Genomic DNA, 23,642 nt, shown 5'->3' on the forward strand with positions numbered 1-23,642 from the left:
CCCATGGGATACAAGTTGCCCAACGGTGCGACGTTCGAACACGCCGCCACCTACGCTGCTCCACTCGCCTTCTCGGCCATCTCCAACGCCTCCGAAGCGATCTGCACCACGGTCGGCGCGACATTGGTCACCGGTGATATCTTGCTGGTCACCTCTGGCTGGACCGCGTTGAACAACAAGGTCGTCCGCGTCAAGACCGCGACCGCAACGGCGATCACCCTGGAGGCGATCGACACTACCAGCACCACGATTTTTCCGGCTGGCTCCGGTGCAGGCTCACTGAAGAAAGTCCTGACCTGGGTACAGATTCCGCAGATCACCGACGTGGCGTTCTCCGGTGGTGACCAGAACTATCAGGACGTCGTGTTCCTCGAAGATGCCCAAGGCCGCCAGCTGCCGACCGATAAGGCGGCCGCCAGTATGGTGCTGACCGTTGCCGATGACCCGACTCTGGCCTATGTGCCGATCGTAACCGCGGCGGATGTGGCACAAACCGTACAGGCCGCACGCCTGAACCTGCCTGGTGTCGACAAGCTGTACTACGGCGCCTACACCTCGTTTTCGCTGCAGCCTGCCGTATCGCGCAGCAACATTCTGACGCGCACCGTCTCCCTGGCCTTGCAGGCCGCTCCTACCCGCTACCTGTCGTAAGGGGAACACATGGCTAGCTTCAAGATTGCCCAGAACGCCACGTTCAAGGCTGAAGTCGAGATCCCGCGCGTTGGGTTCGATTCGATCAAGGTCCAGATCGAGTTCCGGTACCGCGACCGCAAGGAGCTGTCGAAGTACTACGACAAGTGGAACTCCCAGCGTGATGAGCTCACCCAGGAGGCGATGAAGGATGGCGCCACTTGGGAAGCGGCCACTGATCGGCAGATCTTGCTCGAGGTAGGGCAGATCAAGGACATCGTCGTGGGCTGGAGCTTCGACGAGGCATTCACTGACGAAGCGATCACCGAGCTGGTGACCACCTGCGTCGGCGCGCCGGCTGCGGTCCTTGACGCCTATCAGAATGCCTATGCAGTAGCCCGCCGGGGAAACTGATTGCCGCGGCGCAAGCGATGTACGGGTCGCGAGCGCCTGAAGAAACGCTGTCGCTGTTTGGCTTGGATGCGGAAGACTTTGAAGAGGATGACGTGGAGATTTGGCCAGACAACTGGCCAGTCTTCCGCCTGTTCAATGCGCTTGGAACCCAGTGGCGCACCGGAGCCGGTGGCGCTACCGGGCTCGACTACACGTCCATCCGCGACGTGGCCAGCTACCTCGGCATCAAGAAGCGGCAACTCCCCGAACTCTTTCCTGACCTTCAAGTAATGGAGGCCGAAGCGCTCGCTGTCATGGCTGAGGCGTAGTGAATTTATTGTCAGGAGAATGGCATGACACAAGACATCGCCAGCCTTGGGATCAAGGTAGAGACCGGTGACGTAGCCAAGGCCTCCACTGAACTGGATAGCCTGGCTCAGGCTGGCGCGAAGGCCGAGAAAGCCACGGAAGGCCTGACCGGCGAGAGCAAGAAGGCCAGCGCATCCATCAAGGCGATGGCGGCCGAGACGAAGGCGGCCGAGGCGGCCACGGCCAAGCTTGGTAAGCAAACCGCTGCTGTTGGCGTATCTGCTGCGCAGACCGCCGCTGCGTTGCGGGGCGTCCCATCCCAGGTCACTGACATCATCACTAGTCTGCAAGGCGGGCAATCCCCGCTGACGGTTCTGTTGCAACAAGGTGGCCAGCTCAAGGACATGTTCGGTGGCGTAGGTCCGGCTGCCAAGGCACTGGGCGGCTATGTCGCCGGCTTGATCAACCCATTCACCCTGGCAGCTGCGGCGGCGGCCGGTCTTGGCCTTGCCTACTTCAAAGGTAGCGAAGAGGCTGCGGCTTATAACAAAGCGCTGATCCTTACCGGCAACGCGGCTGGGACCAGTGCTGACCAATTGAGCTCACTGGCTACTCAGATCAGTTCCACAATCGGCACCACCGGTGCAGCGGCGGAAGTGCTGACTCAACTTGCCGGCAACGGCAAGATCGCCGGCGAAAGCTTTGGCGTCGTGGCCACGGCCGCGCTTGAGATGCAATCGGCAACCGGCAAGGCCATCGAAGAGACAGTCGCTGAGTTTGCCAAGATCGGAAAAGATCCGGTCGCAGCCGCGAAGGAACTGAACGACCAGTACAACTTCTTGACGGCCTCGGTCTACTCGCAAATCGTTGCGCTGAAGGAGCAGGGCGACACCATCGGCGCCGCCAAACTGCTGACCGACACCTATGCCGACACCATCAAAACCCGGACAGCCGACGTCACCGCCAACCTGGGGCTGATCGAAAGCGCATGGAAGAGGGTCAAGTCGGCCGCTGCCGGCGCGCTGGATGCGACCCTGGACGTTGGCCGCGCGCAAAGCATGGGCGAGCAACTTGCGGAAGCCAAGGCGAAACTTGCCGATCTAGAGTCTAAGGCCGGCGGCAACAGCATCGTCTCCAAGAGTGGCGCTGTCGCGCAAGAGCGCGAGCTGCTGAAAAGCCGCATTGAGGCGCTCACCAACCAGCTTCAGACCCAGCAAAATATTGCCAAGGCCCAAGAGAACTACAACACCATCCAGCGCGAAGGCATTGAGGCGGCCGGCAAACTGAAGGCCATCAGTGACGCCAACCTCACCAACGAGGAAAAGCGCAACAAGCTGATCAAGGATTACAAGCGGGACGTCGAAGCGTTACGCAAGGCCAATCCGAATGATCCTCTGGTCCAGGCCGATGTTGTCGCGAAGAACATCCAGAACATCAAGGACAAGAACAAAGACCCGGCCGGCAAGGCGAATCAGCTCAACCTGAGCGGCTACAACGACGCCCAGAACGCGATCAAGGAGCTGCAGGCCACCTACGCGAACTCCGAGAAGGAGCTCGAGGCGCAGCAGAAAGCCGGCCTGATCACGCAGCAAAACTATCTCGACCAGCGCACCGCGTTGATCCGGGCGGAGCGTGAGGAGGTCACTCGGGCCTACGAGGCCGAGATCTCATCGCTGGAAGCCGTGAAGGACAAGGCCGGCACGACTGGTGCCCAACGCGTCCAGTTGGACCAGAAGATTGCCGACGCGCGCACCAATATGGTCAAGGCGCAGAAGGATGCTGATAGCCAGCTTGAAGTCCTCGCCACCAACGAGGAAGGCCGGCTGAAGAAGCAGTCGCTGGCGATCAAGAGCTATACCGATGCCTTGCAACAGCAGGTTGTCACGCTTCGCCAGCAAGGGCAGCGGGAGGCGGCGAGCCTTGGCATGGGTGATCGGCAGAAAGGGTTGCAGGGCCAGTTCAACGCCATCGACGACAAGGCCAATGCCCAGCGCATCGACCTGGCCAACCAGTACGGCGACGGCTCGCGCGGCATGAGCCTCGATGAGTACAACGCCAAACTGAAAGCCGTTGCACAGAGCCAGCAGGACCTGCGCAACACTGTGGTCGCCAACTACAACGACATGACGGATGCCCAGGGCAGCTGGAGCGCCGGCGCATCATCGGCCTGGGAAAACTACCTCGAGTCGACACGCGACGTGGCCGGGCAGACGAAAAGCCTGTTCACCAACGCCTTCAGCTCAATGGAAGACGCCATCGTCCAGTTCGCCATGACCGGGAAGCTGTCGTTCTCCGACTTCGCCAAGTCTGTTCTGGCGGATATGGCGCGGATCGCGGCGCGGCAGGCCAGCTCCTCGGCGCTCAGCGGGTTGTTTAGTCTGGCTGCCAACGCGGCGAGTTCCTACTTCGGCGGCTCGACGGGCTCAACGCAGGCCGGCTACACCGGATCGGACTACGCGAACTGGATTAAAACCCAGCAAGCGAAGGGCGGGGCCTGGTCTGGCGGCGTGCAGATGTTCGCCAATGGCGGGGCCTTCTCCAACAGCGTGGTCAGCTCGCCTACAGCCTTTGGCATGGCCAACGGTAAAACTGGCGTGATGGGCGAGGCAGGGCCTGAGGCCATCGTTCCGCTGGCTCGCGACTCACAAGGTCGCCTCGGTGTTCGCGGTGGCGGTAGCTCCAGCACGGTCAACGTCAGCGTGACGGTGGACGCCACTGATGGCGGCGGTGCTACACCCGATCCAGCACGCCTGGCCGAAGCCATCAAGGTCGTGTGCCGGCAAGAAATCGCCACCGCGCGCCGTAACGGTGGGCAACTCACTTAAGGAGGCATCATGGCTGTTTTCACATGGCGAGCGACTTATGACGCCTCCCGGGTGATCACCCCGACGGTGAAGGTGATCAAGTTCGGTGACGGGTACGAGCAGCGGCAGGGAATCGGTATCAATCGCCAGCCGCGCAAGTTCTCGCTGACCTTCAAACGGGTTAACTCAGAGATCGATGCCATCGACGCCTTTCTGATTGCCCGAGGCGGGATCGAATCCTTCAGCTACACCCACCCCGGTTTAAACAGCGGGGTTTTTGTTTGTCGTGAGTGGACGCGCACCGATGTGGCGCGCGGCATCGACAGCCTTTCAGCGACCTTTGAGGAGGTGTTCGAATGACGGCACTTCAAGGTCAGCTCGCGCTCGCAAATGGCATGTCGATCTGGGAAGGCTTCGAGCTGGTGCTGCCAGACCAGACGATCCGCTTTCATGCGGGGACCAATGAAAACAAAGGCTCTGTCATCTGGAAGGGCAGCACCTACAGCCCCTGGCCGATCAATGCCTCGGAGTTCGCTACGCCCAGCCAGGGTTCGCCGGCCCGCCCAAAACTTCAGGTCGGCAACTTCGGCGGCACCATTTCAGCACTGTGCCGACAGTACGAAGACCTGCTGGGCGCCAAACTCAAGCGGCGGCGCACGCTGGTCAAGTATCTGGACGCAGTGAACTTTACGGCGGGCAACCCCACGGCCAACCCCTTCGAGGAATACCCGGTCGAAACGTGGATTATCACGCGCAAGGCCAATGAAACATCGGCCGCGATCGAATTCGACCTGGGTTCTCCGCTCGATCTAACCGGCATCAAGTTGCCGCGGCGCCAGGTGATCGCATCAACCTGCTTATGGGCGTACCGCTCAGGTGAGTGCGGCTATGCCGGCGGGCCTGTGGCGGATTACCTGAACACCCCAACCAGCGATCCGACCAAGGACCAGTGCAGCCGCTCCATAAAGGGCTGCAAGCTGCGCTTTGGTGAAAATGGAGAACTCCCCTTTGGTGGGTTCCCAGGCATTGCCAACGTACCGAGGCTTTGACATGAGCGAGCTGTTCACTAAATGCCGGTCTGACGCCGAAGCCCATGCTCGCGCTGAATACCCGCGCGAATCGGTAGGGCTGGTGGTCAGTGTGCGGGGCAAGCCGCAATACGTGCCGTGTCGGAATCAATCGGACGAGCCTGATCACTTTGTTCTGCATCCCGAGGACTATGCGGCCGCCGAAGACATGGGCGACATCGTCGTGATCGTTCATTCGCACCCGGATGTCGGCCCCGAGCCGAGCCTGCACGACCTTGCGAGCCACGCAGCGAGTCGAACTACCTGGTGGATCGTTGGATTGGCCAATGGAGTTGCGACGTGGCACGAGATGCCGGCGAGCGGCGAAATGCCGTTGGAGGGGCGCGTCTTTGTGCACGGTGCCATCGACTGCTACACCCTGGTCCGCGACTACTATCGCCAGGTGCTCGGCATCACGCTGATGGACTTCCACCGCAAGGATGACTGGTGGCACAACGGCGAAAACCTGTACGTCGACAACTTCACCAAGGCTGGGTTCATTGAGGTCAGTTCGCCCGAGCGCGGCGATCTGATCGTCATGGCGATCGGGAGCCCCACACCCTGCCACGGCGCGATCTGGCTGGACGGCGACGTCATTTTGCATCATTTGTACGGGAGGTTGAGCTGTAAAGAGGTCTACGGCCGAGCTTACCGCGAGTGCACGACCCATATCCTGCGCTACAACCGATAGGCCCTGTATTTGTGCGCAATCTCCCTGTTAGAGTCGGCAAAACACAAGGAGGCTCAGCAATGTGGAAAGCTATAACAATTCTGGCCCTGGCTGCGCTGGCAGGGTGTTCTACAAGCCCGGTGACCGAGCAAACTGCACACCCTATCCCGTCGGAAAGGGTGTATGCCCCTCAATATGTAAAATCTGGCGATTTACCCGGGAGAGCAGGCGTTGTTTTTTTGCGTGACACCGGCATCTTCGGATCTGGATGTACCCATGATGTTTACGTCAACAATACAAAGGTCTTTGCGATCAGAAGCGGAGAGTTCATTCAGTTAAGTCTTGAGCCAGGGTCTTACTTCTTTCGTCTAGAGACTGGAAGTGGTATCTGCCCAGACATTTCCACCTCGCAAGACGCAGACTTGAAAGCCGGCTCAAATGTTGCCTATCGGATACTTCTCCCATCTGATGGAAGTCTTCGACTTACCAGAATTCGGTAAAAGTAAAAATAACCATAAACCGCCTCTAGAGGCGGTTTTTTTATGTCTGGAGAAAATTATGAGCGCTGCCCACAACAAGGCCATGACCATGATTTTGCTGTCCGGCAGCTTGGCCAAATCCTTCGGTCGTCAGCACTTTCGCCAGCTTGAGACAGGCACCACGACTGAGGCGTTTAGCGCCCTGAAGCACACATTACCTGGATTCGAGGATTTCATTCGTGAATCGGAAAAGAGGGGCCTGCGTTTCGCCATTTTCCGCAACCGAGAGAATGTTGGAGAGGATGGGTTCACCTTAAGCGGAACCACCGAAATTCGTATTGTTCCCATCATTTCGGGGAGCAAGCGCGGCGGGCTGTTTCAGACCATCGCAGGAGTCGCCCTGATGATTGCATCAATCTGGCTAGGGCCTGTCGCGTTCTCTATTGGCTTATCCCTGACGATCGGCGGCGTTTCGCAATTGCTCACGCCAGTCCCCAAGGCGCCCAACCAACAAGAGCAGGCCGCCTCAGAAAACAAACCCAGCTACATCTTCAACGGCGCATTCAACTCGACACAACAGGGCCTTCCAGTGCCTGTTGTCTATGGGCAGATGCTGGTGGGCTCCAGTGTCGTCGGCATGGGTACCTGGGCGGAGGCTATACCGGCATGAGCGAGCTCATCGTAGGCCGCAAGGGCGGCGGAAAGGGTGGGGGTGGCAGTAGCGGTACCGTCCGGGCCGCAGTTGAAGCGCCGGACAGCCTTCGCTCCCGTCAGCATGTACGCATCCTGCACGCGATCAGCGAGGGTGAAATCAACGGCATCCCATACGGCACCATGGGGATGTTCTTCGACGATGTGCCACTGCAAAACCCTGACGGTACTTTCAACTTTTCTGACGTGACTGTTGATTTCCGTCCAGGCACTCAGGGGCAGGCCTACATGCCCATGACGGGGCTTGAGGCAGAGCAGACCGTAGGGGTTGAACTCAAGGCGGGAATTGCGGCCGAGCGCGCCATCACCGACACCGATGTGGATGCTGTCCGCGTCACCATCAGCACCCCACAGCTGTCCACGCAGAACACCCAGAACGGCGACACGAATGGCGCAAGGGCCGAGTTTCGCATTGAGGGCAAGGTTGGCAGCGGCGCCTGGTTGCCACTGTGCGCAGACCTAGCGATTGACGGCAAGACCATGAGTCGCACGCAGTTTTCGTATTACCTGCGCTTGCCTTTATCCGGTGGTTTCCCGCGTTATGTCAGGGTCACCCGGCTTACAGCGGATTCCGTCAGCGCGGCAGTTCAAAACCGCACATTCTTCGACAGCATGACATTGCTGTGGGACGAAAAACTGCGCTACCCCAATACAGCAATGGTTGGCATCTCGATCGATGCTCAGCAGTTTTCCAGCATCCCGCGCATGGCGTTTATGGTGCAAGGGATCAAGGTGCTGGTGCCAGCCAACTATGACCCGGCCACACGATACTACACCGGGCCATGGGACGGCACGTTCAAGCGCGAATGGAGTAACAACCCGGCCTGGGTCTGGTACGACATGCTGACCAACACCCGCTACGGGCTCGGTGGTCTGCTCGATTCGACCCTGATTGACAAATACGCGCTTTTCAACATCGGCCAATACTGCGATGTGATGGTGCCGAATGGCTATGGTAATGGCGGCTATGAACCGCGCTTTGTTTGCGACATGGTCCTGACCACCCAGCAAGATGCGTGGAAGCTGGTCAATGACATGGTGTCGGTATTCCGGGCCATATGTTTCTGGGCCGGCAGCACACTCACTGCTGTGCAGGACGCGCCGCGCTCCAGCCGGTACTTGTTCAACAACGCGAATGTGGTCGGCGGCGAGTTCAGCTACCAATCGGTCGCCTCCGATCAGCGCTTCAACGTTGCGGCGGTGACTTGGAACAACCCATTCCAGCAATACAAGCAGTCGGTCGAGATCGTCGAGCGGCCTGAATTGATCGCCAAGTGGGGTCGCATCCAGCAGAGCGATGTTGTGGCTGTGGGCTGTACCTCCAGGGGGCAAGCTCGTCGCTTAGGTCGTTGGCTGCTGTATGCCGAAAGCGAGGCGGTGACGTTCGCCGTAGGTGCTGACGGCGCCATTCCGCTGCCCGGGGACGTCATCGATATTGCTGATGCCAACCGTGCCGGCGCTCGCAATGGCGGTCGCCTGCTGACGGGCAGCACAACGACTTCCTTGCTGTTGGATGCGCCGCTGGGGCTGGGTGGGACTGGCGTCGTGAGTGTCATTCTTGCTGATGGCAGCTACGCCAGCCGGACCATCACCGTCTCGACCGGCGCGACCTCTGTAGCCGTCTCGCCTGCATTGCCAAGTGCTCCTCTGGCATCGGCCCCGTGGGCATTTGCCGCCGCGGCGCTGGATACACAGAAATTCCGCGTTATCGGGATTAGCGAAGGCGACGACGGAACCTACGCCATCAGTGCCGTCGCTTACGATGCCGATAAGTTCGATGAAGTGGACTTCGGGATACCCGATGTTGATGCCCCGACGAGCATTGTCAATCTTGGCGCTCCGGCCGCAGTCGGGCAGTTGACGTTCTCGGAGTCGCTCTATGACACGGGCACAGGTCTTGCCGCAGCAAGGCTGTCAGTGAGTTGGGCGCGGCCGGCGAATGCAATGCGCTATCAGATCGAGGTCATGAAGCCCGGAGGGAACTGGGAGTACGTTAGCGAAGTATCGACGCCGAGCGTTGATTTTGATTCTGCTTCCGCTGGCCCTTGGTCGGTCCGCGTTACGCCAAAGTCGGTACTTGGTCTGTCAGGCCCCGCATCAATCCAGAGTTACACCGCACAGGCATTGCTTGCTGCTCCCTCCGCTCTGACGGGGCTCAGACTTGACGTCATAAACAGTGTCGCAACACTGGCGTGGGACCCAGTTCCAGAGCTTGATGTGAAGCTTGGCGGCAGCATAAACATCAGGCACTCGCGTAACACGGCTGCGACCTGGGATATAGCGTTGCCGATCACCGAGGCTGTAGGGCGGTCGACATCGGCTGTGGTTTCGCTGATGCCAGGGAAATACCTCGCTCGTGCGGTTGATTCATCTGGTGTTGGGGGGCCGATTACCGAAGTCTGGTCAGACGCCCAGGTACCTCTGCCATCTAACATCCTTTTGACGCTATCCGAATCGCCTGGGTTCGCAGGAACTGCCGTGAACGCCGCCGTTGACGGTGGAGTACTGCGAATGGCTGGCACCGGGCTGTTTGACGACATCCCCAGTGTTGACGCAAACCTCAGCGAAACCGACAAGTTCGGAGGATCTTCGCCATCGATGTCGTATCAGTTCGCGGCGCCCACAGACCTTGTGTATGTCTACGATTGCAGGCTTACGGCGACTATTGAGGCCGCTTTGTACAATGATGGAACGTACATTGACCAAGTGGCTGATTTTGATGCCGTAATAGGCGTTGACGGGCCTCCTCCGAATGGAGCCTCACTGTCGTTGTGGGTTCGAACCTCCGACGTGTTCCCTGCAGTGTGGTCAGCGTGGAAGCCGTTCGTTGTTGGTGATTACAGGGCTCGTCTATTCGATTTCGAGCTGCGCGGGGTTGTTACGCAAACCTCGGATTGGATCGATGTGCAGACGCTCCAGGTCGTGTTTGACATGCCTGGTCGAATCGAAATCGGCAATGACATCCCCGTTCCTATCGGGGGGCTGACCGTTTCCTATTCACCTCCATTCCATACCAGCCCAGCGCTCAGTTTGACGGCGCAAGGGCTTTCCCCGGGCGACTACCTCGATGTGCCTACGGCCACCAAAAATGCCGCAGGCTTCAAGGTATTTATCCGCAACTCAAGTGGGGTAGCCCAGTCAGGCCGCTCGATTGACTACATCTCAAAGGGATACTGACTTATGTCGCAACATGACATGAACGTTGCAAACGGCCCCGGCCTGACGTTCCGTACGGACATGAACCAAGCCTTGGTGGCGCTCGCCTCGCAAAGTAGTGGACCGTCAGCACCGAGCCCATCATTCCCCTGCCAAGTCTGGGGGGACACCGGTACCGGAAGGCTAAAGCAGCGCAACTCGGCTAACACGCTGTGGATCGATCGAGGCCAGCTTGACGCTGCTCAATCCACTGTAGTTGTGGGAGAAACACGCAATGGAAGGATGTCGGTGGCCGCTGCCTCGGCCACCGCGACTTATTCAGCTGATGAGGTCGTCGTCAAGACCGATCTTGGAGGCCAGGCCCTTCAAATTTCTGGGTTCAGTCAAACAATAAACCTGGCGACTACCGGCACCAACGGCATGGATACCGGTCTTGCTCCGGTCAGTGGGTACGTTGCGATTTATGTCATTAGTACAATAGGCGGTGTCGCCAGGCTTCTCGGCGTAAACGCAACATCAGCAGTAGCACCGGAAATCTACGCGGGCGCGAATATGCCATCTGGCTATGTTGCTTCCGCACTTGTCAGTGTGGTTCCTACAAACGCTTCTAGACAGTTCAAGGTATTTAGTCAGATAGACAGAAGTATCAGCTTACCGGGCGCTCAGGTGTTTTCGGGCGGTACTGGCGGTTTGTCTCTGCAATCGTTCTCGCTGGCCGCGGCGGTGCCGTTCAACGCTATCAGCATTTCTGGCAACCTGACCAACTCGTCTTCATCGGCCTCCAACGTTGGCATGACTATCAGCTCTAACAGTGCTGGCACTAGCGCACAGAACGTTTCCGGCACTGTTGTAGCTGGCGGCGCCATCAACGGCAGCTTTGCGATTGATGTAGCCGTTGCGCAGACCGCCTATGTGTCGACCACCAACACTGCCGGTACTCCAGCCTTCACCATTAGCGTGACGAGGTATTCGATATGACCGAAGCAGTCAAAGACACAACAACTATCTATGTCCAGATTATTGATGGTCGCATCACGGCAGTATTTTGGTCGCCGCAGGATCCGGAATACTGGCCTGGTTTGGTAGTCATGGAAGATGACGACCAACGCTATCTTGACTTCCTGAATCCGCACGAAAGCATTCTTGCCGTTCAAAGCGCAAAGCTTCAGGAGCTGACTCAACTGGCGGCAGCTCAGAAGGTCGCGCTGATCAATCGAATCAGCACCCTGAATGATTCAATTGAACTTGAGATGGCCACGCCCGAAGAGGTGGCGGAGCTTCCGGTGCGCACGGCTCAGCTGAAACAGTGGAAAACTTATGCCGTACTGCTCGGGCGAGTCACCGGCCAAACGGGATGGCCGCCGGAAGTTACTTGGCCAACACAGCCCGCTGAAGGCATGGACTTGACCGTTTCGGCGGTCGCGCCCGACGTAGCGTAGCTGCAGCCAAATGAACGCAACCCGCCATCGAGCGGGTATTTTTTTGCCTGGAGAACGCAATGCCCATCACCCAGCAGCAACTGTTGCAGATCCTCCCGAACGCCGGCAAACAAGCCGGCGTTTTTGCATCTGCGTTGAACCTGGCCATGGATCGGTTTCAGATCAGCACCCGATTGCGCATGGCTGCGTTCATCGCACAGGTCGGGCATGAGTCAGGCCAGTTCCGGTATGTGAAGGAGTTGGGCGGCGATCAGTACCTGAGCAAGTACGACACTGGGCCGTTGGCCAAGCGCCTGGGGAATACGTACGAAGCTGACGGCGACGGTCAGAAGTACCGCGGGCGTGGTCTGATCCAGGTTACCGGACACGACAACTACCTGGCGTGCAGCAAGGCGCTGTTCGGTGATGACCGGCTGCTCCGGACACCTGAGCTGCTCGAGCAGGCCGAGTGGGCGGCGAAATCAGCGGCGTGGTTCTGGAACTCGCGGAACCTGAATGCGTTGGCCGATGCCAGCGACTTTAACGCGATCACCCGGCGCATCAATGGCGGCTTGAATGGCTTGGCTGAGCGTCTAGCCTTTTACCGCGCCGCGCTGAAGGTGTTGCCATGAGTGCGATCCTACGCCAATTCCTTCCTTATATGGCGGCGGTGCTGTTGGTGGCTGGCGCGCTGCTCGGCGCCTATCACCACGGCGTGACGGTCACGGATGCCAAGTGGCTGTCGGCCTGGCACCAACGCGATGCTGACGACAGGGCCGCGGCGCTGGAAAACGCAAGCCGCGAACGCGCCAAGGAACAGGCCTACCAGCAGTCAATCAATAAGGCGGTCCAAGATGGCCAACGAATTATCGATCAAGCCACGGCTGATGCTGCCGCTGCTCGCGCTTCTGCTGACGGCGTGCGCAGGGCCGCCGACGACCTTGCCCGTCGCCTCGCAGCCAGTGAAGCCGGCGGCAATTCCTGTACTGCCGCCGCAAGCAAGGCAGCTACCCGCGCCGCCGCTGTGCTTGCCGACGTGCTCAAGCGCGCTGACCAGCGAGCGGGCGACCTGGCTGCAATTGCTGACCAAGCCCGAGCCCGGGGAGTGACCTGCGAGCAGGCGTATGACGGGCTGATCCGCTCGTCAGCTCTTCATTGAAAGACCGGCGTTGGTTTACGATACTGGTTATTTATCCAGTGTCGAGAAGTCCATGTATTTCCTGATCACGTGCATGAGAGAGAAGGGCGTCGCCCGGGAGTGGAAGGCAATCCGGCAAACGCCAGGCATTCGTGCCGACATCAACATCAGGAATCAGATGTGCGAGCAATTGAACCGGACCAGCGATATCGCCGAGATCCGGCCGGCGGGCATGCCGCTTGATGCGGTGCCGCTACCGCCGTTGATGGATGCCCGGTTGTCAGGGATGGCGACCAACGCTTTCACGCTGAGCGGTCTGGAGGAAATCGACGGCTGCCTGTATGCGCAGTCGTGGTGGTGCAGGGAAGTTTGATGGTTCGGCAGGACGCCGCAGAGGGTGAAACGCTGTCTAAAACTAGCTCGACGTTCCTCGGTTTCATTGACCCGAAAGGCGATTATGTCGGTCTAGTGTTTTAGACAATCGGGGATACATACCTTTGAAATACGAGGCCTGTAGTCCATTCCCGATAGTACTGCTGCATTACCACAACGCAACCGAGGATCGATTGCGTTGTGGTAATGCCAGGTGTGCGTCAAGGCTGTGACGCGCCGAGCTACTCAGTACGGGAGTACCTACCCAGGTCATGATATTCGCCTTTGGTCTGGGTGTACGTTTCGCCGAGATTCGATATTCGGCTTATTGATGGGTTTGTAAGTCTCGAACTGATATTAAAGTGAGGATATTGACCATGAATTTCGGGGTGTAGGTATGCAGCGACCTCTACGTCCGAGCTTGATACATACCTGCCGGCCCATCGCTGAATTAAATGTTTTAAGTCAAACGGTGTTTTTTGCACGCCCTTCGTTTTTGTTTGTGCATCAAGCCATTCGTAGGCAAAGCGTATGCAATCGCGGTGTTCGGGTTGTCGGCTATCGCCCGGCGTAGCTGGTGCCGCTTTTATTGCGGCATCGATTTGCTGATCAGTAAGCATGGTGCAGCTCTCCCTGCTTGGAATGTAGTCAATTCTAAAGCCCTTACTTTTTTAACAGTTTCTGACCAAGCTTGTAAGCACCCCATCCCAAACCACCCACTACGGCCGCACCTCCGACGGCGCACGCCACGATCGGTAGTATGGCGGTGCTGGCTGCGGTGCCAGCTATCACAGCAACCCCGCCAGCCATTCCTGTTCCACCAGCTGCAACAGCTCCGCCGCCCGCGGCTGCAATCGCCGCTGTTGTAGTTGCGGCCGATGCTCCGGCCGCGATTGCGGCAGTTGCCGCAGCTTCAGCGGCTGCAACGCCTATAACGCCAACCCCATAAGCAGCTCCGAGACCGGCTCCAGCTGCTGCCCCTACGCCCACGGCGGCGACTTCACCAACTTGTTCTGTTTTCATATGACCTAACAGCCCTTAGTGCTCAAAATGGATAGCGATCATTGTGAAGGCGAATTGCCATCTTTCAAGGGCCGGCCTCACTATTATTTTTTGGTGGGGGAGCAAGGACCCTGGCGTAGTGATCAATTGTCTTCACTCCGGTGCCATCATCACCGCGAGCGTCATCTTGATGAATTCTTCATTCTTGTCGATGGCTTCCAAGGCGCCGCGCACGTTGTCGGCGACGTCGGCCGAGCCGCGCTGCTCGACCCAGTTCGAAAGCTCCAAGATGGCGGCTTCGAGGGCGAGTTGGTTTTCGTTGAGCTTGAACAGCAGGGAAGGGAGCAGATCTGAGTTTGGCATTGAGATTCCTCAGTTAACGAGGAAAGCGTAGCAGTCAAAGAGGGGGGATGTTCGGTCGGCAGGACGCCGGGGGGAGGGAATGTCAGGCTGGCATAATGTTGTCATTGCATAGCCAAACTGAGCCATACAAACCCCAAAGAGGGTTTTTTGAGGACCTGAAAGCCGCAGCCTGCGCGGCCCTCAGGGTTGCCCTTCAAGATGATGAACCTGGATCGCTTTGACGTGAATCGCCGCGTCTAGAGGAGATAACGCTGGCACCACCGGCAAAAAGTGCCTCGGCTCGCCCTCCGGCTTTTACATCAGCGGAGGGCATCCGGCGATCATGAACCCTGGCGATCGTGTTCGAACCGGCACTCAAGGCTGTTTTTCAATAAATGAGAGGTTCTGTTCTCGAATGACGCCGGCAGCATCATCGTAGAGAAACGGCAGAAACATGTAACGGCGACCTTGGGTTACTGAAGTGGCTTCGTGCAAGAGTGAACACGAAAACACCACGGCCCCTCCTGTCGGCGCGTTGTAATACACTTTTCCATACTCTGGAAAATGCAGAAAACCTCCTTCGTACTCTCCCGAATTAAGAAACAGGGAAACGGCAAAACGGCGATGGGCCGTACCCTTCGTGGTGTTATCCCGATGGGGCCGGAAATGCCCGCCTTCCTCGCTGTTGTAGCAGGCCACCAGATAGCGCTCCATTCGAGTGGCATTGAACTGGAACGCTTTCTGTAACTCCGGAAGCAAACGGCTGGCTATACGCGATTCACAGGCTTTGGCCAGAGCCTCATCTTCAATGACGCAGTCACGACGTCGTTTGTGATTATGGTCAGTGATGTGGACGGTTTTACCCGCCTGCTCCGTCATGAACCCGGATTCCTCGCCGCCGCGTTCGTCGTAATAACTGATCAGTGCTTTACACAAAGACGGCTCAAATATACGGGGAACCACCAGGACGGGGGCGTGTGGAGTGGCGGCACGTGGCGCAGCCGTTGCCGGTAATCGATCCAGAAAACGCATTAACGAGGGGACATGGTTATCAATGGGGGGGCTTATCGGGACGATGGCCAGGACACGTAGCGCAGGGTCCAGCACATAGGTCATTTGCCTGATGCTGCCGTCTGGCTGCAATGTACCGTAGAGCTTGCTGACCGACCGATCGAAATCCCAGATGAAGCGTATGCCGGGTATCGAACTCTCCACCCGCTTGAGCTCTTCATCCTCTGGATCGACGGAAACACCAAAGAAGCAGACTTGATCATCATCGAATCGCGGGCGATGGGCCTGAATATCTTCCAGAACCTTGGTGGATACAGGGTCGGCCGCAGAACCCAAAAAACACAGCACGACATACCGACCGGCAATGGTGTCGAAACAAAAGCGTTCTCGTAGTTGAGTGCGGCAATGAAACCAGGGGGCTGGTTGACCGACTGAAAATGCCGTGGCACGCATCACAACTCCTTGCCGGGTGGCCGTGGATCGTTGCAGGTAAAGCTAGTTCAGTCTTGTTGAAGCTGCCCGGAGCGCTGATGCGGCTCCTCATCCTTGACTTGTATCGCCGGTTTGTCGCACCGGAGCGTCCTGTGCGGTTTTTTCGGCCTTGGCAGGCCAGGCATCGATCACCGATTGCAGGAACTGCTGTGACAATCGCGGATTGTCCAGGGCTCTGGCGATCAGTATCGCCCCGGTAATCGATGACAGGATGCGCAAGGCTTCCTGGTGCTTTTCATCAGCGGTTTCGCCGTCGACCAATGGCATCAGCGTTTCGATCAGGGTCTGCACGCCCTGGGTGAACGAGTGGCTGACGGTACCGCCGTTGCGCGCGACATCGGCCGCCAGGGCAGGGATCGGGCAGCCTTCGGTCCAGTTGTTCATGTGGCCTTGGCTCAAGTACCTCTTGAGCAGTTCGGGGATGGACTTGGCCGCTCGCCAGTCGTCGATGTTGGTTTCGAACGTACGGCTCACGGCCTCCGACGCCAACTGCTCCTTGCCACCTGGGAACTGTCCGTAAAAGCCGCCGTGGGTCAGGCCCACCGAACGGGACAGTTCGCCGATCCCGATGCCGTCGATGCCTTTTTCCCGGTACATCCTCGAGGCTGCGCCGAGGATCGCTTCCTTGTTGGCCGCTGCCTTGTCTTTCGTCACTTTCATGAGTGCAGTCCTGTCTTCCGATGGGCGCCATGGCAATTTTTTGCTGAAGGGCTGGTATTAATGATGGTCGTAATATAAATTCGCGGCAATGGCCTTGCAGGAAAAACACCTCACAGGTGCTGACCCATGAAACGTAATGATCTGCGCAATATCGACCTCAATCTGCTGGTGGTATTCGAGGCGCTCATTCAGGAGCGCAACGTCACTCGGGCCGCACAAAGACTGTCCCTGGGCCAACCGGCGGTCAGCGGCGCATTGGCTCGTCTGCGCACACTGTTCAACGACCCCCTGTTTAAACGCATTGGCCACAAAATGGAACCAACCACCCGAGCCTTGCAAGTGGCGCAAACGCTCGGGCCGGCACTGGACTCCATTTGTTCCGCCGTCAGTCTGACGGCTTGTAATGAAAGAACCTGCTGAGTTTGGACCCGGACGCGGTCTTTTGTAGGAGCTGGCCTGCCAGCGATGGTCGTTAACGATAACGCGTGGGACCTGATTCAACGCGGCGCGCTTGAGTCCATCGCCAGCAGGCTGGCTCCCACAGTTTTTCCGTGGGCACGGTCCCCTGTAGGAGCTGGCCTGCCAGCGATGGTCGTCAACGATAACGCGTGTGACCTGATTCAACGCGGCGTGCTTGAGTCCATCGCCAGCAGGCTGGCTCCCACAGTTTTTCAGCGTGGGCACGGTCCCCTGTGGGAGCTGGCTTGCCAGCGATGGTCGTTAACGATAACGCGGGTGAACTGGATGAACGCGGCGCACTGGAGTCCATCGCCAGCAGGCTGGCTCCCACAGTTTTTCCGTGGGCACGGTCCCCTGTGGGAGCTGGCTTGCCAGCGATGGTCGTCAACGATAACGCGGGTTAGCTGGATGAACGCGGCGCACTGGAGTCCATCGCCAGCAAGCTGGCTCCTACAGTTTCCCCGTATTGCGTGAAAAACCTTTTTTTTGTGCTTATACATGATGGTCATCATTAATGGTGATACCCAAGTTCACTCCATTCGATTCGTCGCTGCCTCATGTGCGGCCGAGAATTCTCCAACCCTTAAACCGTCTGGCGGACACCCCCATGGAACAGTCACTCAAACCTTTGCGTTATCCCCTTGCTGCCCTGACCCTGGCGGCCATCACGGCCTGCGGTCACGCACCCGATGCCGCCAAGGCGCCTGGTGCGCCCACTGTCACCGTCGCCAAAGTGCTTGAGCAACCCATTACCGAATGGGATGAAGTCACCGCCCGTCTGGAAGCGCCGGAAACCGTCGTGGTTCGTCCGCGGGTGTCGGGGCAGATCGATCGTGTCGCCTTCACCGATGGCGAGTCGGTCAAGAAAGGGGATCTGCTGTTCCAGATCGATCCACGTCCGTTCGAACACGAAGTGCACCGCCTCGAAGCGCAGTTGCAACAGGCTCGCGCCACGCTGGTTCGAACCGCCAACGAAGCGCAACGCGGCCAGCGCCTGCTGAGCAGCAATGCCATTTCTGCGGAACTGGCCGACACGCGCAGCACCACGGCCCAGGAAGCCAAGGCCGGTGTCGATTCGGTTCAGGCGCAGCTGGATCTGGCACGCCTGAACCTGAGCTTCACCCGCGTCACTGCGCCGATCAGCGGCCGGGTCAGCCGTGCCGAAATCACCGCCGGCAACATCGTCACCGCCGACACCTCGGCGCTGACCAGCGTGGTTTCCACCGACAAGGTCTACGCCTATTTCGATGCCGACGAACGCCTGTTCCTCAAGTACGGCCAGCTCTCCCGTGAAGGCCGGCGCAGTCAGTCCACGCCGGTGTACATGGGCCTGTCGAACGAGGAGGGCAATAGCCACCTGGGGCAGATGAACTTCGTTGACAACCAGGTCAATCCCAAGACCGGCACCATCCGTGGCCGCGCGGTGTTCGACAACGCCGACGGCCAATACACCCCGGGCCTGTATGCCCGATTGAAACTGGTGGGCAGCGCGGCCTATGCCGGCCTGTTGATCAAGGACGAGGCCGTGGGCACCGACCTCGGCAAGCGGTTCGTGCTGGTGATCGACCAGGACAACAAGGCCGTGTACCGCAGCGTCGATCTGGGGCCGAAGCTCGAAGGCTTGCGCATCGTGCGCAGTGGTTTGCAAAAAGACGACCGGATCGTCATCAACGGCCTGCAACGGGTCCGTCCCGGCGCGGTGGTCGCGCCTCAGGACGCGCCGATGGCCGATGCGCAAACCGTCGCCAACCTGGCCCGTCAGCGGCAGGCCGTCGAGGCGAGTAATCAGCCCGTCGCTCCGTCACCGGCGCTGGTGAAAACCGATGCCGCCGTTTCGCCTCGCGGATAAAGGAACACAGCCATGAAGTTCTCCCGGTTCTTTATCACGCGGCCGATCTTCGCCGCCGTGCTCTCACTGCTGATCCTGATTGCCGGCGCCATCGCGCTGTTCCAGTTGCCGATCAGCGAATACCCGGAAGTGGTGCCACCCACCGTTGTCGTCCACGCCAACTATCCGGGGGCTAACCCCAAGGTCATCGGTGAAACCGTGGCCGCGCCCCTGGAGCAAGCCATCACCGGCGTGGAGAACATGCTGTACATGTCCTCCCAGTCGACGGCGGATGGTCGACTCACGCTCACCGTGACCTTCGCCCTGGGCACCGATCTGGACAACGCCCAGGTACAGGTGCAGAACCGCGTGACCCGCACCGAACCGAAACTTCCCGAGGAAGTGACGCGCATCGGTATCACCGTGGACAAGGCATCGCCCGAGCTGACGATGGTGGTGCACCTGACCTCGCCGGACAAGCGCTACGACATGCTGTACCTGTCCAACTACGCGATCCTCAACGTCAAGGATGAGCTGTCGCGCCTGAACGGAATCGGTGACGTGAAGATGTTCGGTATCGGCGACTACTCGCTGCGTATCTGGCTCGACCCGAACAAGACCGCATCACGCAACCTGACCGCCACCGACGTGGTCAATGCGGTGCGTGAACAGAACCGCCAAGTGGCGGCCGGCCAACTGGGTTCACCGCCTGCGCCCAACGCCACCAGCTTCCAGATGTCGATCAACTCCCAGGGCCGCCTGGTTACCGAGGAGGAGTTCGAGAACGTGATCGTCCGCAGTGGTGCGGACGGCGAAATCACACGCCTCAAGGACATTGCCCGGATTGAACTCGGCTCCAACCAGTACGCCTTGCGCGCCTTGCTCAACAACCAGGAAGCGGTGGCGATGCCGATCTTCCAGCGCCCGGGTTCCAATGCCATCGACGTTTCCGACCAGGTGCGGGCGAAGATGGCCGAGCTGAAGAAGAGCTTCCCGGAAGGCATGGACTACGAGATCGTCTACGACCCGACCATCTTCGTGCGCAGCTCGATCGAGGCGGTGGTTCACACCCTGTTCGAAGCGCTGATCCTGGTGGTGCTGGTGGTGATCCTGTTCCTGCAAACCTGGCGCGCTTCGATCATTCCGTTGGTGGCTGTGCCGGTTTCGTTGATCGGTACCTTTGCCGTGATGCACCTGTTCGGTTTTTCCCTTAATGCCTTGTCGCTGTTCGGCCTGGTATTGGCCATCGGCATCGTGGTCGACGATGCGATCGTGGTGGTGGAGAACGTCGAGCGCAATATCGAGACAGGGCTTGATCCGGTCGAAGCGACGCAAAAAGCCATGGGCGAGGTGACCGGCCCGATCATCGCCACGGCGTTGGTGTTGTGCGCGGTGTTCGTCCCGGCGGCGTTCATTTCCGGCCTGACGGGGCAGTTCTACAAACAGTTCGCCCTGACGATCGCGATCTCCACGGTGATCTCTGCGTTCAACTCGCTGACCTTGTCGCCGGCATTGGCGGCGGTTTTGCTCAAGTCCCACAGCGCACCCAAGGACCGCTTTTCGAAGATTCTGGATCGCCTGTTCGGTGGCTGGCTGTTCAAGCCCTTCAACCGGCTGTTCGAAAAGGCCGGCAACGGGTATGTCGGGACCGTGTCCAAGGTCATCCGTGGCAGCAGCGTGGCGTTGCTGGTCTATGCCGGTCTGATCGCCATGACCTACATGGGCTTCAGCACCACGCCGACCGGGTTCGTGCCGACCCAGGACAAAAAGTACCTGGTGACCTTCGCGCAATTGCCGGATGCGGCCAGCCTGGATCGCACCGAGTCGGTGATCCGGCGCATGAGCACCATCGCCATGAACGAACCGGGCTTCGACAGCGCCGTGGCCTTCCCGGGCTTGTCGATCAACGGTTTCACCAACAGCCCGAACGCCGGCATTGCCTTCATCGGCTTGAGCGCTTTCGATGAACGCAAAAGCCCGAGCCTGTCCGCCGGAGCGATTTCCGCTTCGCTGAACGCCAAGTTCGGTGGCATTCAAGACGCCTACATCGCGGTGTTCCCACCGCCGCCGGTTCAAGGCCTGGGCACCATTGGTGGCTTCCGGCTGCAGATCGAAGACCGCGGCAACCTGGGGTACGACGAGCTGTACAAGGAGACCATGAACATCATCGGCAAGAGCCGCAGTGTTCCGGAACTGGCCAACCTGTTCACCAGCTACACGGTGAACGTGCCCCAGGTCGAAGCCGCCATCGATCGCGAAAAAGCCAAGACCCACGGCGTGGCGATCAACGACATTTTCGACACGCTGCAGGTGTACCTGGGTTCGCTGTACGCCAACGACTTCAACCGTTTTGGCCGTACCTATCAGGTCAACGTCCAGGCTGAGCAACAGTTCCGCCAGGAGCCGGAGCAGATCGGTCAGTTGAAGGTGCGCAACGACCGTGGAGAGATGATTCCACTGGCCACCTTCGTCAAGGTCAGCCCGACGTCGGGGCCGGACCGGGTCTCGCACTACAACGGGTTCGTCACCGCAGAAATCAACGGCAGCGCGGCCCCGGGCTACAGCTCCGGCCAGGCGCAGGCGGCGATTGAAAAGCTGTTGAAGCAAGAGCTGCCCAACGGCATGACCTACGAGTGGACCGACCTGACCTACCAGCAGATCCTCTCCGGCAACACCGCGTTGCTGGTGTTCCCGCTCTGCGTCCTGCTGGCGTTCCTGGTGCTGGCGGCCCTGTATGAAAGCTGGAGCCTGCCGCTGGCGGTGATCCTGATCGTGCCGATGACCCTGCTGTCGGCGATTGCCGGGGTGATCATCTCCAAGGGCGACAACAACATCTTCACCCAGATCGGCCTGATCGTGCTGGTGGGGCTGGCGTGCAAGAACGCGATCCTGATCGTCGAGTTCGCCAAGGACAAACAGGACCAGGGCCTGTCGCCGCTGGACGCTGTTCTCGAAGCCTGCCGCCAGCGTCTGCGCCCGATCCTGATGACGTCGTTCGCGTTCATCATGGGCGTCATCCCGCTGGTGACGTCCACCGGCGCCGGTTCCGAGATGCGTCGGGCCATGGGTGTCGCCGTGTTCTCCGGAATGCTCGGGGTGACCTTCTTCGGTCTGTTGCTGACACCGGTGTTCTACGTCCTTATCCGTCGCTACATCGAACGTAAAACCGCGCGCCAGGCGGCCCGCGCTCAATCGCTCAAGGTCATTGATCCGGAGGCACACTGATGAAGGCTTTCAAGCTGTTTTTACCGAGTCTGCTGGTCACCGCGTTGGCCGCCTGCACCGTCGGGCCGGATTACAAGACCCCGGACACGGCGCCTGCCCATGTCGTTTCGGCCCAAGGGGCCAACTACGATCAAACGCGTTTTGAAACGGTGTGGTGGCAGCAATTCGATGACCCCACGTTGAATCAGCTGGTCGGTAAAGCGCTCAACGGCAACCGCGATCTGCGCGTGGCCTTCGCCCGCTGGAAAGCCGCGCGGGCCATCCGCGATGACATCAGCAACGACAACCTGCCGGTGGTCACCAGCCGGGTCAGCAGCCAGCAGGGCAAGTCGCAGGTGCCGGGTCTGACCGAGCAGCGGGTCAACACCGATCGCTATGACCTGGGCCTTGACATGACCTGGGAGATCGATCTGTTCGGGCGCATCCAGCGCGAACTGGAATCCAGCGATGCCCGGGAAGACGCCACGGCGGCGGACCTGTACCAACTGCGGGTGAGCATGATCGCCGAGCTGGTGGATGCCTATGGTCAGCTGCGGGGGGCGCAACTGCGGGAAAAAATCGCCCTGGCCAACCTGAAGAACCAGAGCGAATCGCGCAGCGTCACGGTGAGCCTGCGTGACGCGGGCGTGGGCAATGAACTCGACGTGGTACGTGCCGATGCCCGCCTGGCGGCCGTCGAGGCGAGCGTGCCGCAACTGCAGGCGGAGCAGGTGCATCACAAAAACCGCATCGCCACGCTGCTGGGTGAACGCCCGGACACGCTGGGCATCGACTTGAGTCCGAAGGACTTGCCGGCCATCGCCAAGGCGTTGCCGGTGGGTGATCCCGGTGAGCTGTTGCAGCGGCGCCCGGATGTGCGCGCGGCAGAGCGTCGCCTGGCGGCTTCAACGGCGGATGTCGGCGTGGCCACCGCCGACCTGTTTCCACGGGTGAGCCTGAGCGGCTTCCTGGGGTTCATCGCGGGGCGTGGTTCGCAGATCGGCTCCAGCGCCGCCCGCGCCTGGAGCCTGGGCCCGAGCATCACCTGGGCCGCGTTTGACCTGGGCAGTGTGCGGGCGCGCATTCGCGGTGCAAACGCCGAGGCCGAGGGTGCGTTGGCGACCTATGAGCAACAGGTGCTGCTCGCCCTGGAAGAGTCGGAAAACGCCTTCAGCGACTACGGCAAGCGCCAGCAACGCCTGCTGTCGCTGATCCGGCAAAGCGAGTCGAGCCGTGCCGCGGCCGACCTGGCGGCGACCCAATACAAGGAAGGGGTGGTGGACTACCTGGTGTTGCTCGACGCACAACGCGAGCGCCTGAACGCCGAAGATGCCCAGGCACTGGGTGAAACCGACCAGTACCGGGCCATTGTGGCGATCTACAAATCCCTGGGCGGCGGATGGGACAGCGGCGACACCCGGCTCGCGAAAAACAACTGACAAACCCGTTGTTGCTTTTGTAGGAGCGAGCTTGCTCGCGATGGACGTTAACGAAAAC

Annotated in this window: 21 protein-coding genes; 18 read left to right on the plus strand and 3 right to left on the minus strand. The window is 59.4% G+C overall.

Translation table 11 applies throughout. From position 1 onward, the window contains the following. Positions 1-3 precede the first annotated feature (3 nt). The 14 genes from C9422_RS18785 to C9422_RS18855 all read left to right on the plus strand — a co-directional run bounded on the left by C9422_RS18785 (position 4) and on the right by C9422_RS18855 (position 13,148). Positions 4-651 carry a phage tail protein gene (locus C9422_RS18785; RefSeq protein ID WP_116581720.1) on the plus strand — a complete coding sequence of 216 codons (648 nt, stop codon included), beginning with the start codon at positions 4-6 and terminating at the stop codon, positions 649-651. Positions 652-660: 9 nt separating this feature from the next. Then, positions 661-1,044, plus strand: coding sequence for a phage tail assembly chaperone (locus C9422_RS18790; protein WP_116581721.1), 384 nt, complete (start codon positions 661-663; stop codon positions 1,042-1,044). A 17-nt stretch (positions 1,045-1,061) separates the two neighbouring features. Further along, complete coding sequence (locus tag C9422_RS18795; protein WP_116581722.1) at positions 1,062-1,352, plus strand: DUF1799 domain-containing protein; 291 nt, start codon at positions 1,062-1,064, stop codon at positions 1,350-1,352. A 24-nt stretch (positions 1,353-1,376) separates the two neighbouring features. Beyond that, on the plus strand, positions 1,377-4,157 hold the full coding sequence (locus C9422_RS18800) for a phage tail tape measure protein (protein ID WP_116581723.1): 2,781 nt from the start codon (positions 1,377-1,379) through the stop codon (positions 4,155-4,157). A 9-nt stretch (positions 4,158-4,166) separates the two neighbouring features. Beyond that, positions 4,167-4,496: a phage tail protein gene (locus tag C9422_RS18805; protein ID WP_116581724.1), complete on the plus strand. Its 330-nt coding sequence runs from the start codon at positions 4,167-4,169 to the stop codon at positions 4,494-4,496. Further along, positions 4,493-5,185, plus strand: coding sequence for a phage minor tail protein L (locus C9422_RS18810; RefSeq protein ID WP_116581725.1), 693 nt, complete (start codon positions 4,493-4,495; stop codon positions 5,183-5,185). Before C9422_RS18805 ends, C9422_RS18810 begins: the two co-directional genes overlap by 4 nt. Position 5,186: 1 nt before the next feature. After that, entirely contained in the window at positions 5,187-5,894 is a 708-nt protein-coding gene (locus C9422_RS18815; RefSeq protein ID WP_116581726.1) for a C40 family peptidase, read from the plus strand. A 537-nt stretch (positions 5,895-6,431) separates the two neighbouring features. Further along, positions 6,432-7,022, plus strand: a complete 591-nt coding sequence (locus tag C9422_RS18825) for a tail assembly protein (protein ID WP_116581728.1) — start codon at positions 6,432-6,434, stop codon at positions 7,020-7,022. Continuing rightward, entirely contained in the window at positions 7,019-10,240 is a 3,222-nt protein-coding gene (locus tag C9422_RS18830; protein ID WP_116581729.1) for a host specificity protein J, read from the plus strand. The genes C9422_RS18825 and C9422_RS18830 overlap by 4 nt, the downstream gene beginning before the upstream one ends. Positions 10,241-10,243: 3 nt before the next feature. Continuing rightward, positions 10,244-11,197, plus strand: coding sequence for a phage tail protein (locus tag C9422_RS18835; protein WP_116581730.1), 954 nt, complete (start codon positions 10,244-10,246; stop codon positions 11,195-11,197). Further along, on the plus strand, positions 11,194-11,658 hold the full coding sequence (locus C9422_RS18840; RefSeq protein WP_116581731.1) for a tail fiber assembly protein: 465 nt from the start codon (positions 11,194-11,196) through the stop codon (positions 11,656-11,658). Before C9422_RS18835 ends, C9422_RS18840 begins: the two co-directional genes overlap by 4 nt. A 59-nt stretch (positions 11,659-11,717) precedes the next feature. Beyond that, positions 11,718-12,269, plus strand: coding sequence for a glycoside hydrolase family 19 protein (locus C9422_RS18845; RefSeq protein ID WP_116581732.1), 552 nt, complete (start codon positions 11,718-11,720; stop codon positions 12,267-12,269). After that, on the plus strand, positions 12,266-12,796 hold the full coding sequence (locus C9422_RS18850; protein WP_178082426.1) for a DUF2514 family protein: 531 nt from the start codon (positions 12,266-12,268) through the stop codon (positions 12,794-12,796). The genes C9422_RS18845 and C9422_RS18850 overlap by 4 nt, the downstream gene beginning before the upstream one ends. A 52-nt stretch (positions 12,797-12,848) precedes the next feature. Further along, entirely contained in the window at positions 12,849-13,148 is a 300-nt protein-coding gene (locus tag C9422_RS18855) for a hypothetical protein (RefSeq protein ID WP_116581773.1), read from the plus strand. 1,154 nt (positions 13,149-14,302) lie between these two features. Here C9422_RS18855 and C9422_RS18865 read toward each other — a convergent pair. The 3 genes from C9422_RS18865 to C9422_RS18875 all read right to left on the minus strand — a co-directional run bounded on the left by C9422_RS18865 (position 14,303) and on the right by C9422_RS18875 (position 16,654). Beyond that, the gene (locus tag C9422_RS18865; RefSeq protein WP_008020772.1) at positions 14,303-14,512 is read right to left on the minus strand and encodes a hypothetical protein; all 210 of its coding nucleotides are present in this window, start codon (positions 14,510-14,512) and stop codon (positions 14,303-14,305) included. 354 nt (positions 14,513-14,866) lie between these two features. After that, complete coding sequence (locus C9422_RS18870) at positions 14,867-15,955, minus strand: redoxin domain-containing protein (RefSeq protein ID WP_116581734.1); 1,089 nt, start codon at positions 15,953-15,955, stop codon at positions 14,867-14,869. A gap of 87 nt (positions 15,956-16,042) precedes the next feature. Next, positions 16,043-16,654 (minus strand): TetR/AcrR family transcriptional regulator, encoded by a 612-nt coding sequence (locus C9422_RS18875; RefSeq protein WP_116581735.1) that lies wholly within the window; start codon positions 16,652-16,654, stop codon positions 16,043-16,045. 126 nt (positions 16,655-16,780) lie between these two features. Between C9422_RS18875 and C9422_RS18880 the strand changes: the two genes are divergently transcribed. From C9422_RS18880 to C9422_RS18895, 4 genes are all read left to right on the plus strand, one after another. Continuing rightward, positions 16,781-17,074, plus strand: coding sequence for a LysR family transcriptional regulator (locus C9422_RS18880; protein ID WP_116581736.1), 294 nt, complete (start codon positions 16,781-16,783; stop codon positions 17,072-17,074). A 646-nt stretch (positions 17,075-17,720) separates the two neighbouring features. Continuing rightward, positions 17,721-18,962, plus strand: a complete 1,242-nt coding sequence (gene mexE, locus C9422_RS18885; RefSeq protein WP_116581737.1) for a multidrug efflux RND transporter periplasmic adaptor subunit MexE — start codon at positions 17,721-17,723, stop codon at positions 18,960-18,962. 12 nt (positions 18,963-18,974) lie between these two features. Continuing rightward, positions 18,975-22,166: an efflux RND transporter permease subunit gene (locus C9422_RS18890; RefSeq protein WP_116581738.1), complete on the plus strand. Its 3,192-nt coding sequence runs from the start codon at positions 18,975-18,977 to the stop codon at positions 22,164-22,166. Next, on the plus strand, positions 22,166-23,584 hold the full coding sequence (locus tag C9422_RS18895; protein ID WP_116581739.1) for an efflux transporter outer membrane subunit: 1,419 nt from the start codon (positions 22,166-22,168) through the stop codon (positions 23,582-23,584). The genes C9422_RS18890 and C9422_RS18895 overlap by 1 nt, the downstream gene beginning before the upstream one ends. The last annotated feature ends 58 nt before the right edge of the window (positions 23,585-23,642 follow it).

Origin of the sequence: Pseudomonas sp. B1(2018), assembly GCF_003097365.1 — a bacterium.
GTDB classification, from domain to species: Bacteria; Pseudomonadota; Gammaproteobacteria; order Pseudomonadales; family Pseudomonadaceae; genus Aquipseudomonas; species Aquipseudomonas laurylsulfatiphila.

Coding starts and splice junctions, on each gene's coding strand:
- C9422_RS18785 (WP_116581720.1), top strand. CDS start 4: ATGGGATACAAGTTGCCCAACGGTGCGACGTTCGAACACGCCGCCACC.
- C9422_RS18790 (WP_116581721.1), top strand. CDS start 661: ATGGCTAGCTTCAAGATTGCCCAGAACGCCACGTTCAAGGCTGAAGTC.
- C9422_RS18795 (WP_116581722.1), top strand. CDS start 1,062: ATGTACGGGTCGCGAGCGCCTGAAGAAACGCTGTCGCTGTTTGGCTTG.
- C9422_RS18800 (WP_116581723.1), top strand. CDS start 1,377: ATGACACAAGACATCGCCAGCCTTGGGATCAAGGTAGAGACCGGTGAC.
- C9422_RS18805 (WP_116581724.1), top strand. CDS start 4,167: ATGGCTGTTTTCACATGGCGAGCGACTTATGACGCCTCCCGGGTGATC.
- C9422_RS18810 (WP_116581725.1), top strand. CDS start 4,493: ATGACGGCACTTCAAGGTCAGCTCGCGCTCGCAAATGGCATGTCGATC.
- C9422_RS18815 (WP_116581726.1), top strand. CDS start 5,187: ATGAGCGAGCTGTTCACTAAATGCCGGTCTGACGCCGAAGCCCATGCT.
- C9422_RS18825 (WP_116581728.1), top strand. CDS start 6,432: ATGAGCGCTGCCCACAACAAGGCCATGACCATGATTTTGCTGTCCGGC.
- C9422_RS18830 (WP_116581729.1), top strand. CDS start 7,019: ATGAGCGAGCTCATCGTAGGCCGCAAGGGCGGCGGAAAGGGTGGGGGT.
- C9422_RS18835 (WP_116581730.1), top strand. CDS start 10,244: ATGTCGCAACATGACATGAACGTTGCAAACGGCCCCGGCCTGACGTTC.
- C9422_RS18840 (WP_116581731.1), top strand. CDS start 11,194: ATGACCGAAGCAGTCAAAGACACAACAACTATCTATGTCCAGATTATT.
- C9422_RS18845 (WP_116581732.1), top strand. CDS start 11,718: ATGCCCATCACCCAGCAGCAACTGTTGCAGATCCTCCCGAACGCCGGC.
- C9422_RS18850 (WP_178082426.1), top strand. CDS start 12,266: ATGAGTGCGATCCTACGCCAATTCCTTCCTTATATGGCGGCGGTGCTG.
- C9422_RS18855 (WP_116581773.1), top strand. CDS start 12,849: ATGTATTTCCTGATCACGTGCATGAGAGAGAAGGGCGTCGCCCGGGAG.
- C9422_RS18865 (WP_008020772.1), bottom strand. CDS start 14,512: ATGCCAAACTCAGATCTGCTCCCTTCCCTGCTGTTCAAGCTCAACGAA.
- C9422_RS18870 (WP_116581734.1), bottom strand. CDS start 15,955: ATGCGTGCCACGGCATTTTCAGTCGGTCAACCAGCCCCCTGGTTTCAT.
- C9422_RS18875 (WP_116581735.1), bottom strand. CDS start 16,654: ATGAAAGTGACGAAAGACAAGGCAGCGGCCAACAAGGAAGCGATCCTC.
- C9422_RS18880 (WP_116581736.1), top strand. CDS start 16,781: ATGAAACGTAATGATCTGCGCAATATCGACCTCAATCTGCTGGTGGTA.
- mexE (WP_116581737.1), top strand. CDS start 17,721: ATGGAACAGTCACTCAAACCTTTGCGTTATCCCCTTGCTGCCCTGACC.
- C9422_RS18890 (WP_116581738.1), top strand. CDS start 18,975: ATGAAGTTCTCCCGGTTCTTTATCACGCGGCCGATCTTCGCCGCCGTG.
- C9422_RS18895 (WP_116581739.1), top strand. CDS start 22,166: ATGAAGGCTTTCAAGCTGTTTTTACCGAGTCTGCTGGTCACCGCGTTG.